The 16,075-nt window shown below is 72.8% G+C and carries 16 protein-coding genes; 3 read left to right on the top strand and 13 right to left on the bottom strand.

What is annotated here, in order from left to right:
• The first annotated feature begins 58 nt into the window (after nucleotides 1-58).
• Entirely contained in the window at nucleotides 59-388 is a 330-nt protein-coding gene (locus ACFYP3_RS24865) for a putative quinol monooxygenase (protein ID WP_388836446.1), read from the top strand.
• Complete coding sequence (locus tag ACFYP3_RS24860) at nucleotides 385-855, top strand: group II truncated hemoglobin (RefSeq protein WP_388836443.1); 471 nt, start codon at nucleotides 385-387, stop codon at nucleotides 853-855. Before ACFYP3_RS24865 ends, ACFYP3_RS24860 begins: the two co-directional genes overlap by 4 nt.
• Before the next feature lie 215 nt (nucleotides 856-1,070).
• Here the strand turns inward: ACFYP3_RS24860 and ACFYP3_RS24855 are convergent, their stop codons facing one another.
• The 10 genes from ACFYP3_RS24855 to fmt form a co-directional block, all read right to left on the bottom strand.
• On the bottom strand, nucleotides 1,071-1,514 hold the full coding sequence (locus tag ACFYP3_RS24855; RefSeq protein WP_388836440.1) for a barstar family protein: 444 nt from the start codon (nucleotides 1,512-1,514) through the stop codon (nucleotides 1,071-1,073).
• Nucleotides 1,511-1,969 (bottom strand): ribonuclease domain-containing protein, encoded by a 459-nt coding sequence (locus ACFYP3_RS24850; RefSeq protein WP_388836437.1) that lies wholly within the window; start codon nucleotides 1,967-1,969, stop codon nucleotides 1,511-1,513. Before ACFYP3_RS24850 ends, ACFYP3_RS24855 begins: the two co-directional genes overlap by 4 nt.
• Before the next feature lie 49 nt (nucleotides 1,970-2,018).
• Nucleotides 2,019-2,240, bottom strand: a complete 222-nt coding sequence (locus ACFYP3_RS24845) for a CarD family transcriptional regulator (protein ID WP_030012151.1) — start codon at nucleotides 2,238-2,240, stop codon at nucleotides 2,019-2,021.
• Between the two features lie 102 nt (nucleotides 2,241-2,342).
• Nucleotides 2,343-3,392, bottom strand: a complete 1,050-nt coding sequence (locus tag ACFYP3_RS24840) for a sugar-binding domain-containing protein (protein WP_327412869.1) — start codon at nucleotides 3,390-3,392, stop codon at nucleotides 2,343-2,345.
• A gap of 105 nt (nucleotides 3,393-3,497) precedes the next feature.
• On the bottom strand, nucleotides 3,498-4,184 hold the full coding sequence (gene rpe / locus ACFYP3_RS24835; protein WP_388836433.1) for a ribulose-phosphate 3-epimerase: 687 nt from the start codon (nucleotides 4,182-4,184) through the stop codon (nucleotides 3,498-3,500).
• A gap of 141 nt (nucleotides 4,185-4,325) precedes the next feature.
• Complete coding sequence (locus tag ACFYP3_RS24830; RefSeq protein WP_388836430.1) at nucleotides 4,326-5,177, bottom strand: hypothetical protein; 852 nt, start codon at nucleotides 5,175-5,177, stop codon at nucleotides 4,326-4,328.
• A gap of 104 nt (nucleotides 5,178-5,281) precedes the next feature.
• Nucleotides 5,282-7,117, bottom strand: coding sequence for an alpha/beta hydrolase (locus ACFYP3_RS24825; protein ID WP_388836427.1), 1,836 nt, complete (start codon nucleotides 7,115-7,117; stop codon nucleotides 5,282-5,284).
• Between the two features lie 7 nt (nucleotides 7,118-7,124).
• Entirely contained in the window at nucleotides 7,125-7,580 is a 456-nt protein-coding gene (locus ACFYP3_RS24820; protein WP_388836424.1) for a hypothetical protein, read from the bottom strand.
• 128 nt (nucleotides 7,581-7,708) lie between these two features.
• Nucleotides 7,709-9,169 (bottom strand): RsmB/NOP family class I SAM-dependent RNA methyltransferase, encoded by a 1,461-nt coding sequence (locus ACFYP3_RS24815; protein WP_388836421.1) that lies wholly within the window; start codon nucleotides 9,167-9,169, stop codon nucleotides 7,709-7,711.
• 157 nt (nucleotides 9,170-9,326) lie between these two features.
• On the bottom strand, nucleotides 9,327-10,271 hold the full coding sequence (gene fmt, locus ACFYP3_RS24810) for a methionyl-tRNA formyltransferase (protein WP_388836418.1): 945 nt from the start codon (nucleotides 10,269-10,271) through the stop codon (nucleotides 9,327-9,329).
• A 293-nt stretch (nucleotides 10,272-10,564) separates the two neighbouring features.
• Between fmt and ACFYP3_RS24805 the strand changes: the two genes are divergently transcribed.
• Nucleotides 10,565-11,113, top strand: a complete 549-nt coding sequence (locus ACFYP3_RS24805) for a hypothetical protein (RefSeq protein WP_388836415.1) — start codon at nucleotides 10,565-10,567, stop codon at nucleotides 11,111-11,113.
• A gap of 128 nt (nucleotides 11,114-11,241) precedes the next feature.
• Here ACFYP3_RS24805 and ACFYP3_RS24800 read toward each other — a convergent pair whose 3' ends face one another.
• The 3 genes from ACFYP3_RS24800 to coaBC form a co-directional block, all read right to left on the bottom strand.
• Nucleotides 11,242-13,380, bottom strand: coding sequence for a primosomal protein N' (locus tag ACFYP3_RS24800; protein WP_388836412.1), 2,139 nt, complete (start codon nucleotides 13,378-13,380; stop codon nucleotides 11,242-11,244).
• A gap of 54 nt (nucleotides 13,381-13,434) precedes the next feature.
• Nucleotides 13,435-14,643 carry a methionine adenosyltransferase gene (metK, locus tag ACFYP3_RS24795; protein ID WP_319721164.1) on the bottom strand — a complete coding sequence of 403 codons (1,209 nt, stop codon included), beginning with the start codon at nucleotides 14,641-14,643 and terminating at the stop codon, nucleotides 13,435-13,437.
• Nucleotides 14,644-14,839: 196 nt separating this feature from the next.
• Nucleotides 14,840-16,054, bottom strand: coding sequence for a bifunctional phosphopantothenoylcysteine decarboxylase/phosphopantothenate--cysteine ligase CoaBC (coaBC, locus tag ACFYP3_RS24790; protein WP_388836409.1), 1,215 nt, complete (start codon nucleotides 16,052-16,054; stop codon nucleotides 14,840-14,842).
• Nucleotides 16,055-16,075: the final 21 nt, after the last annotated feature.

The following is a 16,075-nucleotide window of genomic DNA, read 5'->3' as shown; positions in this document are numbered from 1 at the left end:
CCGGCGCATGATCGCGTAAGGCTGGCCGAGACCACCATCCAGGGAGAGGCACGCACCCATGACCACCACCGTCGAATACATCCGCTACCGGATCGCATTGGACGACCAGCCGGCCTTCGAGGACGCGTACGCCCGGGCCGCCGAGGCCCTGGCCGCGTCGCCCGAGTGCATCGACTACGAACTGGCCCGGTGCGAGGAGGAGAAGGAGCGCTACATCCTGCGCATCCGCTGGACCTCGATCGAGGCCCACCTGGGCGGATTCCGCAAGGGCGAGCACTTCCCGGCGTTCTTCAGCGCGATCCGTCCGTACGTGACGGCCATCGAGGAGATGCAGCACTACCTCGTGACGGGCGTCGTGGGCACGGGAAAGGCCGCCGGACAGTCATGAGCACCACACCCACCATCTACGAGTGGATGGGCGGCGCGGAGGCGATGAACCGTCTCACCGACGCCTTCTACGCCCACGCCCTGCGGGACGAGATCCTGGCCCCGGTCTTCGCCGGCATGGACTCGGAGCACCCGCAGCACGTCGCGATCTGGCTGTCGGAGGTCTTCGGCGGCCCCTCGGACTACACCGCCCACCACGGCGGCCACCAGCACATGGCCACCAAGCACCTGGGCCGCGGGATCACCGAGGAGCAGCGCCGCCGCTGGGTGGACCTGCTGATGGACACGGCCGACGAGGTCGGCCTCCCGACGGACCCGGAGTTCCGCGGGGTCTTCGCCTACTACATCGAGTGGGGCACCCGCATGGCCCTGATCTACTCGGGCCCCAACCCGCCCCCGGTGGACGCGGCCAAGATCCCGGTCTGGTCCTGGGGCCAGACCCCACCGTGGATCCCGAAGGCGGACTGACCACCGAAGACCCGGGGCACCACCCCGGGTCTTCGCACGACCAGCCCCGCCGGCGTCCGGGGCGGAGCCCCGCTCTGCCGACTCCGCCGCACCCTCCAGCCCCGCCGGCGTTTGAGGCGCGGGGTCCGGGGCGGAGCCCCGCTCTGCCGACTCCGCCGCACCCTCCAGCCCCGCCGGCATTTGAGGCGCGGGGTCCGGGGCGGAGCCCCGTTCCTTCAGCCCCGCCGGCGTTTGAGGCGCGGTGTCCGCGGCGGAGCCCCGGCATCGGGCACGGCATCGGGCCCGGCATCCGGCCCGTCCTCGGCCAGCAACACCGTCAGCCCCGGCCCGGCCTCCTGCTCCCGCCAGAAGTCCACGGCCTCCTCCAGCACCTCCACCAACGTATCCCACTCACCGGGCCGCGCGGCCGCATAGCCGCGCCACGACGTCACCGCCAGCAGCCGCCCCGCGGCGTCCGGCAGCCACGACAGGTCCCGCAGCGCGTCCGCCAAAGCGTCCCAGTTCCCCCCGACCCACTCGGGCAGCCGCAGCGCGACCCCGCACCGCCGCATCAGCTCCGCCTTGCCCCGTACGCCGGCCAGGTCGAGCCGTAGGGTCGTCCAGCCGGCGGCGTCGGCCGCCGCGAGCGCGGGGGCGAGCGGCTGCGGGTCCAGGCTCATCGGATAACCGCCTTGAAGGTGTCGTAGTGGTCGTCCGTGTAGAAGAACTCCCCACCCTCGCCCGTCACGATCCGCCGGGCCCCGCGGTCCCGCTCGCCGGGCGTCGGCACCGTGAACTCGTGGTAGTAGCCGCGCTTCTGCCGGGGCAGGGCCTTCTCGAAGTTCCCGAAGACGGTGCCGTCCTGCCGGTACGGGTACGGGCCGCCCTTGTCGATGAGCGCGAGCACGTCGCGGGCCTGCTGCGGCAGCGCGTCGGCCCGTACGGCGGCCATCCCCTTCGCCCACGCGGGAGCGGTACTACTGCCGGGACCGACCCCGCGGGCACTGGCACTGGCGCTGGCGGCGGCGGGCGCGGGCTGCTGCCCGCCACAGCCCACCGCGCCGACCAGCGCGGCACAGAGGAACACGGCCCCCAGCAAACGCAGCAACGATCGGGGCACGTTCCGAAAGATCATGCACCGATCGTGCCAAATATCCGATTCGCTCGCGAATCGCCCGATGACCTCAGAGTGCGGCCATCTTGGTGTAGGGACTCAGGATTCGCTTCTGGACCGAACCGAAGTCGACGAGAACGGCGATCCCCTCCTCGATTCCGACGACACGGCCGAGGCCGTGCTCATCGTGAGTGACCCGATCGCCGACGTTGAACTGCCGGATGGGCTGTTCCACGGGGGCCTTGAACGGGCTGGACGGCAAATGGCGGCGAGGTACTGCGGACTTTGTCATTGGAACCAGTATGCGCCCAGCAGGCCGCCTCGCGGTCCGCCGTTCGGATCTCAATTCCGGCACCATCCGCACCAGCCGCCGCGACGGAGCGCCGAACAGCCTCTACAGGTCGTCGGGATCGGCCCGGTCCAGCGCGGGCCGCAGGCCGGGGGCCGACTCGGTCAGCAGGTAGTCGGCCACCGCCGTGTCCGTGACCAGGCTGGTCACCAGGCCGGACCGGAGCACCGCCCCGATCGCCGAGGCCTTGCGCAGCCCGCCCGCGATGGCCACGACCTCCGGGATCCGCCGCAGCCGGTCCGCCTCGACGGTGATGCACCGCTCGCCGAGGTCCCGGCCGACCCGCCGACCCTCGGAGTCGAACAGGTGCGCGGACATCTCGGCCGCGACGCCGAGCGAGGCGTAGTGGGCCCGCTCCTCGTCGGTCAGCATGTCGTGGACGGTGGAGATGCCCGTCTCCCACGACCCGATGGAGACGGCCGCGACCGTCACCTTGTCGAAGTACTCGAAAGCGCGCGCGATCCCGGTCTGGCTGCGCAGCGCGGCCGCCGTCGCCGGGTCGGGCAGCAGCATCGGCGCGTAGATCGGGTGCGCGTCGCCCCCCGACACCTGGGCGGCCCGGCGCACGGCCTCGACCGAACCGCGCTCGGCGGTTCCCGCGTCGTACACACCGGTCAGCTGGACCACGGTGCACTGCGGCAGCCGGTGCAGGGAAGCGGCCATGTGAATGGTCGACCGCCCCCACGCCAGGCCCAGTACGTCGCCCTCGTTGACCAGCTCGCCCAGCAGATCGGCGGCGACCGCGCCCAGGTTCTCCGGGTCGGGCGCGTCCTCGGTGGCGTCGGCGGGCGACTCCACCACGACGGCGTGCCGCAGCCCGTACCGGGCCCTGAGCGCGTCCGAACGCTCCGCGTCCAGTTCGGCCGGTACCCGGATCTCGATCCGTACGAGGTCGCGCTCCAGGGCGGTCTCCAGGACCCTGGCCACCTTGAAGCGGCTCACGCCGAACTCCTCGGCGATCTGGATCTTGGATTTGCCCTCGAGGTAGAAACGGCGCGCCATGGCCGCCGCCTGCACCAGCTCCGCGGGTCCCATCCGCAGGGCTGACCGTCCCGCCGACATTGCAGACACCGCGTTCTCCTCACTGCTGTTCACACTCTCGTGTTCACACTCTCGACTCGCCGTTCATCCTGTCAGATCCGACGGCCGTTGATCAGCCTGGACAGCTCCCGTTCACCGAGCTGTTCATCAACCCTTGGCTCAGTGGTCGCAAGCCCACGGCGCCGCGGCGATCGCCGCACCCGCCTGCTCACGGAGCGTGCGTACGGCGGCGGCCGGATCGACCGCGCCGTAGACCGCGCTGCCCGCCACGAACACGTCGGCGCCGGCCTCGGCACAGCGTTCGATCGTCGAGGCCGAGACCCCGCCGTCGACCTGCAGCCACAGCTCCAGGCCGTGCTTGGAGATCAGCTCCCGGGTCCGGCGGATCTTGGGGAGCATGATGTCGAGAAAGGGCTGGCCGCCGAAGCCGGGCTCGACCGTCATGATCAGCAGCATGTCGAGCTCGGGGAGGATGTCCTCGTACTGTTCGATGGGCGTCGCGGGCTTGAGCGCCATCGACGCCCGCGCCCCCTTGGCCCGGATCTCGCGCGCGAGGCGTACGGGCGCCGCCGCGGCCTCGGCGTGGAAGGTGACCGAACCCGCACCGGCCTCCACGTACTGCGGGGCCCAGCGGTCCGGGTTCTCGATCATCAGGTGGAGGTCCAGCGGGATGTCCGTGGCCCGGCTCAGGGACTCCACGACGGGCATGCCGAGGGTGAGGTTGGGGACGAAATGGTTGTCCATGACGTCGACATGCAGCCAGTCGGCCCCCTCGACGGCCCTCGCCTCTTCGGCGAGTCGGGAGAAGTCGGCGGACAGGATGCTGGGATAAATCTGCGCGGCCATGCCCCAAGCCTGCCATGCCTACGGCCGGTTCCGGCCACGACCCCGCAAGTCGGGGCGGGCGTAGCAACGCTTAACGCACCACGGGGGATGCTTCATCCGCCCTTAAGGGCCGACGGGCCCGGAGCCCGGTCCCGCCGGCCGTCACGCGTCGGCGGACGCGGGACCGTGGGCGGGTGCCGTCACCGCGACGCGCACCGCCCCGGTGGTCGAGGACGCGACCTGCGCGACCGTGCGGTCTCCGGGGTGGCCGGCGACGACGGCCGGGGTGCCCTCGACCATCGGCACCCGGCGCACGGTCCATCCCGCGCTCTGGAAGAACGTCTGCGCGCGTGCCACGGCGGCCGCCCTCTCCCCCTCCGGCAGCGGCTCGGTCGACCAGGCGTGGTGGACCGAGGCACCCGACTCGTCCCTGACCGTGCCGAGTCCCTCCCCGGGCTGCGTGGGCGCCGATCGGACCTGCAGCGCGTCGTAGATCCGGCTGGAGTGGGCGAGGGCCCGGCGTGTGGCGGGATCGTCGGGCGACGGGGCCTGGTACGCGGCAGGACCGGCCGGGGTCACCCCCGAGGCCTTGCTCTTGCCCGGCGGGAGGAAGCAGGGCGACACCACCTTGAGGGTGGCCACACCCTCGCCCTTGGCGCGGTCCAAGACCCCGGTGATGCCCTCCATCCAGAAGTCGTCCGGCTCCGTACGCATGCTGACCCAGGGGAAGGGGCCGGACATGTCCTCTTCGTTCGAGGAGTTGTACTTGTAGCCCTGCTTCAGCCAGGCGTCCCGCGCCTGCAGCACGAGGTTCCTGGCCTCGGTCCCGGGAACCCCGGTGAGCTTGTAGAAGAGGGTCGCCTGCAACCGGTCGTCTTTGCGGCTGTCGTTCCTGGCAATGCAGGGGCCGATGGTCGCGGGTCCGAACCGCTCCAGCGTCGGCTGGGGCGACATGGTGTCCACCGCCTGCCGGATGATCTCTTCCGCCCTGTCGATGGCCTGCTGCTCGTTCATGGTGACCTGCTTCGCTTTCTCTCCGTTGCCCGGCCCTCCCCCGCACGCGGTCACCGCGACCGTCAGTGCGAGCAGTGCGGCGACTGAGAATGCCTTCCGTAGATTCACGGCTTTCCTCCGGTGACGATCCCTGCCAGGCTCCTGAGGGGCGCGTCGTCCCAGTACTGGGAGTGCGCGGGCATCATTTCCCAGTCCTCGAGCGGCAACTTCCCGTCGGGGACCTCGAAGACCTGGCCCCCGAAGTCGTCGCTGGTCGGGTCCGTTCCGTGGACGATCGAATGGTCGTCAAAGAGCTCCATGTAAGCCTTCGGATTGAGGGGGGCCAAGGGCCCGGCCGGCGGCGGGGCGATGTTGATGAGGTCCCAACCCGCCGTGGCCGCGAAGACCCGGTCCGGCGGGATGTTCAGGTCCTTCGCGTGGTCCACTCCCACGCCCGGACTGCCCACCATGATCGCGTTGTCGACCGGTAGGTCCACGTGCATGCTCATCGCCTCGCCCACCACCAGGGACCCGTAGCTGTGCCCCAGGAGCGTCTGGTTCACGCCGCCCTCGCGGTGGTTGGATTCCTCGATCCCCTGGATGAAGTTACCGAGCGGCTCCCTGGCGTTGTCCGCCCACTTGGTCTCCGTCGCATCGGTCGTGATGCCCTGCGGGGCGTCGTAACCGAGCCACACGATCGAAGCCGTCGACTTCGAGAGGTCGGTGGCTTCCGCCTGTGCCTGGAGACGCTCGGCCCTGCCGAGGTCGCCGTCGATGGACTTCAGCTCGGCGAACGTCCCGGGCACGTACGTCACCACGTTGTCGGCGGTGTCCGGATTGCCTATGGAGACGATGGCACGCCCCATGTCCTTGCCGTCGAAGCCGAGGAGGTAGGGGCGGTTGCTCTCGCTCGTATAGGTGTCGAATCGTCTCTGTATGGCGTCCATGCCCTGGTAGCCGCCCTCGATCTCCTTCCGCTTCTCCTCCCACTTCTTCCACTCCTCCGTCGGGACCATCGCGCCCTTCACCTCGCGGCCCGTGACGGGGCTGATGTAGGGCCTGTAGTGCTCCGGCTCCTTCTTCAGCCAGGCGTCGTACTCCACCTGCTTGGCGCCGCGCTGTTCCGCGAGGACGATGCGGTTCGCGTCGTCGCGTACGGCGGAGGGGAGGCCGTCGAGTGCCCCGATGCTCGCGGGGTGCATGGAGACGTAGGCCTCGCGCTGTTCATCGGTGAGGCCGTTCCACCAGTTGGCGTTGTCCTGGGGCCAGTCGTTCTTGGGCGGTGGCTTGATCGTGCCGAGGTACCCGTCGGCCGCCCCGCGCACGCCGTCCGTGTCCGACGTCACGTCCTTCCAGTCGCTGCCGGACACGGTCAGGTCGTCGTCGGCCTTGAGGGCCCGGATCTTCGGCTCCCACTTGGCGTCCGCGTCGCTGGCTTCCTTGAGCGCGTCGGCGATACGGTTCGCGTACCCCATCGCCTTGCCGTAGTTCGGGTTCGGGTGGATGTTCGCCGCCTGGCGCTCCAAGGCGTCGGAGGTCTCGTTGCCTCCCGCGCTCCCGGTCACGGAGCCGCCCTCCGTGGCCTTCTCGGCGCCCGGCTTCTGGCCGGCCGGGAACGTGACCGAGCCGTCGTCGTTCACCTTGCAGCCGTCCGCCTGCGCGTCGGCGATCGCCGCCTCCAGCTTCCGCTTGGCAACCGCCATGTCGTAGGCGAACCCGTTGAGCGCGGTGCTGATCACACCACATTCGGTCTGCGTGTAGTGGAGGTTCTTCGCCAGGGCCTGGAGCTGTTTCTGCGCGGCGTCCACCGCCTCGCCCTTCAGCGACTTGCGCATGCCCGTGGCGACCGCGTTCTCGAGGTGCTCCCTGGCCGCCTGGGCCGAGTTGCCCATGGTGCGGTAGCCGTCGGCGGCTTCCTCGAACTCGGACGGTTTGAAGGCCTTGAGGGTGTCGTAGTCCATCGCGGCGTCACCGCCCCTTGGCCTGGCCGCCGACGGCGTCCGTGTCCGCGTAGGTGTGGTTCAGCCTGTCCATCTCCGCCCGGACGCCCTCGTCGGTCGTCAGCACGTCACGGCCGACCTGGTCCAGGACTCCCCGGAGCGCGCCGCAGCGCTCGCTGACGCTCTCGGCGTACTTCTTCCAGGAGTCGTACACGTCCTTCTGCGCGGCCGCGCTCAGACAGCCGGCGGTCGAGCCGATGCCCGTCTGCCCGGTCTCGAGCTTGGTGAGCGCGGTGCCGATGGTCGGGCGCAGGGATCCCACGCCCTCGGCGGCCGTGGTCCACGCCTTCTTGCTGGACTGGAGACCCCCCGTCACGGCGCTCGGGGCGCCGGTTCCGGGATCGGAGGGCACGTGGTTGAGCCTCATGCCCACGTGCCTTTCGCCCGCCCCGGCCTTCATCTGTTCCCACTCGTCCCACGCCATGCGCGCAGCCCCCGATTGTCCGATGATCACACCAATCGGGAACGCTACCTCGCGCCGTAGCACGGCTCATGAGTACGCGTACCTAGTGCTGCGGCCCCTTTCGAGGGGTGGGGAACCGGGGGCCGGCGCTACGCCGTGCGCCTCAGCAGGGCCAGGTACATCGCGTCCGTTCCGTGCAGGTGCGGCCACAGCTGGACATCCGGGCCGTCGCCCAGACCCGGTACGCCCGACATGTACGGCCGCGCGTCGATCAGCTCCGCGGACACCGGCGAGGCGCCCGCGCCGCGCCCCTTCAGGACGTCGTCCACGACGACCCGGGTCTCGGCCAGGTGCGGCGAGCACGTCGCGTAGCCCACGACGCCGCCCACCCGCACCGCCGACAGCGCTTCGCGCAGCAGTCCGCGCTGGAGCGGCGCGAAGCCCTCCAGGTCCTGCGGGCGGCGGCGCCAGCGGGCCTCCGGGCGGCGGCGGAGCGCGCCCAGGCCCGTGCAGGGGACGTCCATCAGGACGCGGTCGAAGGAGCCGGGCCGCCACGGCGGCCGGGTGCCGTCCGCCGCGATGACCTGGTAGGGGCCCGGGTTGCCGGCGAGGGCGCGCTCCACGAGGCGCGCCCGGTGCGGCTGCTTCTCCGAGGCGAGGAGGAAGGCTCCGCGCTGCGCGGCGAGCGCGGCGAGCAGCGCCGCCTTGCCGCCGGGGCCGGCGCAGCCGTCGAGCCAGCGCTCGTCGCTGCCTTCGACGGGCACGGCCGCCAGGGCCATCGCCACCAGCTGGCTGCCCTCGTCCTGGACGCCGGCGCGGCCCTCGCGCACCGCCTCCAGCGCGCCGGGCTCGCCGCCCTCGGCCATCCGCACGGCGTACGGCGACCAGCGCCCGGGCAGCGCCGAGTCCTCGCCGACCGCGTCCAGCAGCTCCTGCGGGGTGGAGCGGCCGGGACGGGCGACCAGGGTCACCTCGGGCCGCTCGTTGTCGGCCTCCAGCAGGTCCTCGATGCCGGCGCGGCCGCCGCCCAGCGCGTCCCACAGGGCGCTGACGACCCACCGGGGGTGCGAGTGGTACACCGCGAGGTGTTCCTCGGCGTCGTCCTCGTAGGGGGGTGCGACCCGCTCCAGCCAGCCGTCGAGATCGTGCGCGGCGATCTTCCGCAGCACGGCGTTCACGAACTTGGCGCGTCCGTCCCCGAGCACCACCCGGGCCAGCTCCACGCTCGCGGAGACCGCCGCGTGCGTGGGGATCCGGGTGCCGAGCAGCTGGTGCGCGCCGAGCGAGAGCACGTCGAGCACCGGCGGGTCCACCTCCCGCAGCGGCCGGTCGATGCACGCCTTGATGACGGCGTCGTAGGTGCCCTGCCGGCGCAGCGTCCCGTAGACCAGCTCGGTGGCCAGTGCGGCGTCGCGCGCCTGGAAGCTCTCGTCCTGGCGGGCCTTCTTCAGCAGCGGCGGCAGCACGAGGTTCGCGTAGGCGTCGCGCTCGTCCACCGCCCGCAGCACCTCGAAGGCCAGCATCCGGACGGGGTCCTTCTGGGGCCGCCGGTACGGCTTGGCCTGCCGCTGGCCTGCGGGGTTGCGACGGGGACGGGGCTGTTCGCTCACGTGAAAGGTGCTCCGGGTTTACGAGGTGCTGCGGTCATGAGGTGCTGCGGTGACGCGGTGCGGGGGCGGCGGGCGCCGCCCCGGCGGGGGGCCGTCCGCGGGTCCGGGGTCCCGCGCCGCCGCGAGGGCGGCGCGGCCGGATCCGGCTCGGCTGGATTCAGCCTACGTCGGCTCCGCCGAGTCGCTCGCCGGGCGCGATCCGCACCCCGCGGGCCCAGTCGGCGGCGCGCATCGGCTTCTTGCCCTGGGGCTGCACCCACAGCAGCTCCACGGCGTGCGAGCCGGTGCCGACGTGGACGTGGTTCTTGGCCGGGGCGAGCTCGCCGGGCGCCAGGTCGGTGCGGTCGGCCACCAGGCCCAGCGAGATCAGCTTGAGCCGCTCGCCGCGGAAGACGGTCCAGGCGCCCGGGGCCGGCGTGCAGCCGCGCACCACGCGGTCGGCGCGCATCGCGGGGGCCGTCCAGTCGATGCGGGCGTCCTCGACGGTGATCTTGGGCGCGAGGGAGATGCCGTCGGCGGGCTGCGCGACGGCGCGCAGGGTGCCGTCCTCGATGCCGTCCATGGTGGCGGCCAGCAGCCCGGAGCCGGCGAAGGCCAGCCGGGTGAGCAGGTCGCCGCTGGTGTCGGTCGGGCGGATCTCCTCGGTGAGGATGCCGTAGACCGGGCCGGAGTCCAGGCCCTCCTCGATGAGGAAGGTGGACGCGCCGGTGACCTGGTCGCCCGCCATGATCGAGTGCTGGACGGGCGCGGCGCCGCGCCATGCGGGCAGCAGCGAGAAGTGCAGGTTGACCCATCCGTGCTTGGGGATGTCGAGGGCGCTCTTGGGGAGCAGGGCCCCGTAGGCGACGACCGGGCAGCAGTCGGGGGCGATCTCGCGCAGCCGGGCCTGGAAGTCGGGGTCGCGCGGCCGTGCGGGCTTGAGGACCTCGATGCCCGCTTCCTCGGCGCGCTCCGCGACCGGGCTGGCGACGAGCCGGCGGCCGCGGCCGGCCGGTGCGTCGGGCCGGGTGACGACGGCGGCGACCTCGTGCCGCCCGGAGGCGATCAGGGCGTCCAGGGCGGGTACGGCGACCTCGGGGGTGCCTGCGAAGACCAGCTTCACTGGGTCCTACCTCGCTATCTCGGCTGTCAGCAGCGCACCAGTCTATGGGGCGGGCGCCCGGGGGCCGCCCGAAGGTGGCCGGCCCCGGCCCTCCGGCGCTCACCGTGGCCCACCTGCGCCGTCGAGGGGGCGTACGCACACGCGCGCGCCCCTCGCATATGCCGACACGCCCCCACAGCGTGACCTGGGCGACGGGTGACGCGTTGGTCAAGAGAGATTGACCGAAACGGGCCGCGTGTGAACGGTGTCTGCGGCCCGATCCGCCCTTCAGCACCGGTTCGAGAGGCTTCTTCATGGCCGACCACGCCACCCACGACGCCCAAGCCCGGGCCAGCCTGCACCTCCTGGTACGGGACATCGAACGGGTTCGCCGGCAAGTGGATGCCCTGCGTACGCTCACCGCCCAGCTCGGCAACGTGTACCGTCCGCGCCGCTCCGGTCCCTCCACGGGCTTCGTCGTCTACGGCCGGGCGCCCGCGCCCACCGTCCGCCTCGCGCAGGAGCTGCGGGACAGCGTCGAGACGCTGGTCACGGCGGCGGTGGACTTCGACCGCTCGCTCGGCTTCTCGTGGGACGCGGTCGGTTCGGCGCTCGGCGTCACGAAGCAGGCCGTGCACCGCCGCTACGGCGCCCGGCGGGCGCAGTCCGCCGAGTCGGCGGAGCCGCCGACCGAGGGGACGACCACCCGGACGATGGGGCCGCTGCCCACCGTGCCGGCCGCCCGCTCCGTGCCGCCGCAGCCGGTGCGCGAGGAGGCCCAGGCGGCGGCCGGGGGGAACCCCGCCCGGAGCCTCGGGGAGGTTCCGCGCTCCCCCGCCTTCCCCGGTCCGCGCAACGGCTGACCTCGTGTCCTGCCGCCGGGACGCCGACCCCCGACGGCCGGCCGCCGCCGCTCGCCGCGCCTGAATCCGCCCCCGGCGGGACGACCCAGCGTCTCCCGCCGGGGGCTTGCGCGTGCGCTGCCGGCCGGTCAGCCGATGTCCGGCGGGTCGATCCGGACCCGCACCGCGTCGGCCGCCGGGACGCCCCGTGCCATCCGGGCCGCCTGCGCGGTCTTCAGGGCGGCCGCCAGGGCCGCGCCGCTGCCCGGCGGGACCCGGACCAGCGCCCGCTCGCCCGGGGACCGCTCCCCGCGCCGTCCCGGTATCGGGACCGGGCCCAGGATCTCCGCGTCCGGCGGCAGCCCGGCGCCGGCCAGGAAGGCCTCCACCGCCTCGCCCCGCCCGGCCACGGCCGCCATCCGCGAGACGGGCGGGAAGCCCAGCTGGGCGCGTTCCGCGAGCTCCCGCACGGCGTGGCCCACCGGGTCCCACCTGACGAGCGCCTGGACCGGCCGCAGCGTCGGCTCGGCGACGACCACGACCTGCCCGTCGCCCCGGACCAGCGAGGCGGCCGTGATCCACCGCCGCAGCGCGTCCTCGCCCGCGCGCAGGTCGGGCCGGGTGAGCATGGCCCAGCCGTCGAGCAGCAGCGCGGCCGCGTACCCGGCGCCGGCCGCCACCGGCTCGGCGCCCGGCGTGCACACCACCAGCGCCGGCCGGTCCGGCACCTCGTCGAGCACGTGGTCGCGCCCGGAGGTCCGTACGGGCACGGCCGGGAAGGCCCGGCCCAGCTCCTCGGCCGTCCGCCGGGCGCCGACCACCTGGGCGCGCAGCCGGAACGAGCCGCATTCCTCGCAGTGCCAGGCCGGCTCGGCGCGCCCGCACCACCCGCACTGCAGGTCCCGCTCGTCGGGGGCCTCCAGGGGGCCCGCGCAGACCGTGCAGCGGGCGGGGGTCCGGCACCGCTCGCACGCCAGCCGCGGGACGTAGCCCCGCCGTGGCACCTGGACGAGCACGGGCCCGGTCTTCAGCCCCTCCCGTACGGTCTCCCACGCCAGGCTCGGCAGTCGCGCGGCGCGCGCGGCCTCGTCGCGGGCGAGCAGTTCGTCGCCCACGGTCCGGATCCGGGGGGCGCAGGCGCGTACGGTCTCGCGGCTGGCGACCAGCGGCCGGGCCCAGCCCGATTCGACCAGCTGCGCGGCCTCCACGGTGCAGCTGGTGCTCCCGGCCAGGAAGGCGCAGCCGTCGCTGACCGCGCGCAGTTCCAGCACCTCCCGGACGTGCGGGAAGGGGGCGTTGTCGTCGCTGTGGCTGGAGTCGCCGTCGTCCCAGACGGCGACCAGTCCGAGGTCCCGTACGGGGGCGAACATCGCCGCCCGGGTCCCGATGACGGCGCGCACCGAGCCCCGGTTCACGGCGAGCCACTGGCGGTAGCGCTTCTCGGGTCCGGACTCGGCGGTCAGCAGCGCGTGCCGTCCCTCGCCGAGCAGGGCGGTCAGCGCCTGGTCGAGCCGGGCGGCGGTGCGCCCGTCGGGGACCACGGCGAGGGCGCCGCGCCCGGAGGCGAGGGTGGCGGTCATGGCGCGGGCGAGTTCGTCGGCCCAGCCGGGGCCGGGCAGGGCGGTCCACACGGCGCGCGGGGCGGCGCCGCCGGCCAGGGCCCGCAGGAAGGCGGGCCCGGCGCCGTACCGCTCCCAGCCGGCGGGCTCGGGCGCGGCGGGCGGGGGCAGCGGCTCCGGCGAGGGCTTGGCCTCGGCGCGGGCGCTCCGCGCGGGCAGGGCGAGCTGGAGCACGTCGGCGAGGCTGCCGGCGTAGCGGTCGGCGACGGCCCGGGCGAGGGCCAGCATGCCGGGGGTGAGCACCACCTCGGGCGAGACCACCTGGGCGAGGGCGGCGAGGGCCCCGTTGTAGTCGGACTCGGCGCGGCGCTCCACGATGAAGCCGTCGATGAGGCCGCCGCCCTCGCGGCGGCCTCCGTGCACCTGGTGGGAGCCGGCGCCGAAGCGGACCCGGACGCGGACGCCGGGCTGTGCGGCCTCGGAGAGCTCGGCGGGCACGGCGTAGTCGAAGGTCCGGTCGAGGTGGAGCACGCCCTTGTTCACGAGGACCCGGGCGACGGGCAGCTCTTCGGCGAGGGCGGCCCCCCGCCAGGTGCGCGGCTTCGCCTTGGGCGCCTTGGCCTTCGCCTCGGCGACCATCTCCCGGATCAGTGCGAGCTGCTCCGGCTGGGAATCGTTCGCGCTGCTCACATCAGCATTCTTACCAAACCCCACCGACAGCCACGGCATGCGAACGGCCCCGGACCAGGAGGTCCGGGGCCGAACGCCTACGCGCGGGGGTGCTTACAGACCGGCGGCCGTGCGCAGCGCGTCGACGCGGTCGGTGCGCTCCCAGGTGAAGTCCGGCAGCTCACGGCCGAAGTGGCCGTAGGCGGCGGTCTGGGCGTAGATCGGGCGCAGCAGGTCCAGGTCGCGGATGATCGCGGCCGGGCGCAGGTCGAAGACCTCGCCGATCGCGTCCTCGATCTTCTGGACCTCGACCTTGGCGGTGCCGAAGGTCTCGACGAAGAGACCGACGGGCTCGGCCTTGCCGATGGCGTACGCGACCTGGACCTCGCAGCGCGAGGCGAGGCCGGCGGCCACCACGTTCTTGGCGACCCAGCGCATGGCGTAGGCGGCGGAGCGGTCGACCTTGGACGGGTCCTTGCCGGAGAACGCGCCGCCGCCGTGGCGGGCCATGCCGCCGTAGGTGTCGATGATGATCTTGCGGCCGGTCAGGCCGGCGTCGCCCATCGGGCCGCCGATCTCGAAGCGGCCGGTCGGGTTCACCAGCAGGCGGTAGCCCTCGGTGTCGAGCTTGATGCCGTCCTCGACGAGCTGGGCCAGCACGTGCTCGACGACGAACTCGCGGATGTCCGGGGCGAGCAGCGAGTCCAGGTCGATGTCCGAGGCGTGCTGCGAGGAGACCACGACGGTGTCCAGGCGCACGGCCTTGTCGCCGTCGTACTCGATGGTGACCTGGGTCTTGCCGTCGGGGCGCAGGTACGGGATGGTGCCGTTCTTGCGGACCTCGGACAGCCGGCGGGAGAGCCGGTGCGCGATGTGGATCGGGAGCGGCATGAGCTCGGGGGTCTCGTCGCAGGCGTAGCCGAACATCAGGCCCTGGTCGCCGGCGCCCTGCTTGTCGAGCTCGTCCTCGTCGCCCTCGACCCGCTTCTCGTAGGCGGTGTCGACGCCCTGCGCGATGTCAGGGGACTGGGCACCGATGGACACCGACACGCCGCAGGAGGCGCCGTCGAAGCCCTTCTTCGAGGAGTCGTAGCCGATCTCGAGGATCTTCTCCCGGACGAGCTGCGCGATCGGCGCGTAGGCCTTCGTCGTCACCTCGCCCGCGATGTGCACGAGACCGGTGGTGATGAGGGTCTCCACGGCCACGCGCGAGGTCGGGTCCTCGGAGAGGAGCGCGTCGAGGATCGTGTCGCTGATCTGGTCAGCGATCTTGTCGGGGTGGCCCTCGGTCACGGACTCCGAGGTAAACAGACGACGGGACACAACGCTCCCTGGGGTTGCAGCGGCTGCTGGCTGATCATTTGGCGGAACCACACCGGGGGCTGCGCCCGATCACGTTCCTTGTGCAGTTTATCGGTCGCCACCGTTTCCGGGACCACCCGTCTCGCCTTGTGGGAGCCGTGTGACCTGCGGCACCTCATTCTGACCCACGGAGGTGAGCAGGAGAAGGGCAATCGGCTCAGGCGCGTCGCGGCGCCAGCCGGACGGCCACCTGGTCCCACACGACCTCGGCCAGGGCTTCCTTCGGTCCATAGGGGACCTGGGTCTCCGACCCGTCAGAGGCCAGGATGACAGCTTCGTTCTCCTCGGAACCGAAGGTGCGGGCTTCGCCGACCTCGTTGACGACGAGAAGATCACATCCCTTGCGGAGGAGCTTGGCCCGCCCGTTGGCGAGGACGTCGTCGGTCTCGGCGGCGAACCCCACCACGATCTGCCCGTCCCGGGCCCGGTCGGCCGAGATCTCCGCCAGAACGTCCGGATTGCGCACGAGGACGACCGGCGCGGGGTCCTGCCCGTCCTTCTTCTTGATCTTCCCGCCCGCGTACTCGGCGGGCCGGAAGTCGGCCACGGCGGCGGCCATCACCACGACGTCGGCGTCCGCCGCCGCCTTGAGCACGGCCTCCCGCAGCTGCACCGCCGTCCCCACCCGGACGACGTCCGCCCCGGCCGGGTCGGCCAGCGCGGTGTTGGCCGCCACCAGGGTGACGCGGGCCCCGCGGGCGACGGCCGTACGGGCGAGCGCGTAGCCCTGCTTGCCCGAGGAGCGGTTGCCGAGGAAACGGACCGGGTCCAGCGGTTCCCGCGTGCCGCCGGCGCTGATCACCACGTGCCGCCCCGCGAGGTCCGGCTCGCCCACTCCGCGCGCCAGGACCCTGCGGCACACCTCGTAGATCTCCGCCGGGTCGGGCAGCCGCCCCTTGCCGGTGTCCTTGCCGGTGAGCCGGCCGACCGCGGGCTCGATGACGAGGGCGCCGCGCCGGCGCAGGGTGGCCACGTTCTCCTGGGTGGCGGGGTGCTCCCACATCTCGGTGTGCATGGCGGGGGCGAAGACCACCGGACAGCGGGCGGTGAGCAGCGTGTTCGTGAGGAGGTCGTCGGCGAGCCCGTGGGCGGCCTTGGCCAGCATGTCGGCGGTGGCCGGGGCGACGACGACGAGGTCGGCGGACTGCCCGATGCGCACGTGCGGCACCTCGTGGACGGACTCCCACACCTCGGTGGAGGCCGGGTTCCCGGACAGGGCGGCCCAGGTCGCCTCGCCGACGAAGTTCAGGGAGGCCGCGGTGGGCACCACCCGCACGTCGTGTCCGGACTCGGTCAGCAGGCGGAGCAGCTCGCACGACTTGTAGGCGGCGATCCCGCCGCTGACCCCCAGCACGACCTTCGGCTTACCCACCACGCACTCCCCTTCGAGCCT

It is taken from the genome of Streptomyces sp. NPDC005533, assembly GCF_042871845.1.
GTDB lineage: Bacteria > Actinomycetota > Actinomycetes > Streptomycetales > Streptomycetaceae > Streptomyces.
The sequence above is the reverse complement of the archived record's forward strand: the minus strand, read 5'-3'. Positions and strand labels throughout refer to the sequence as shown.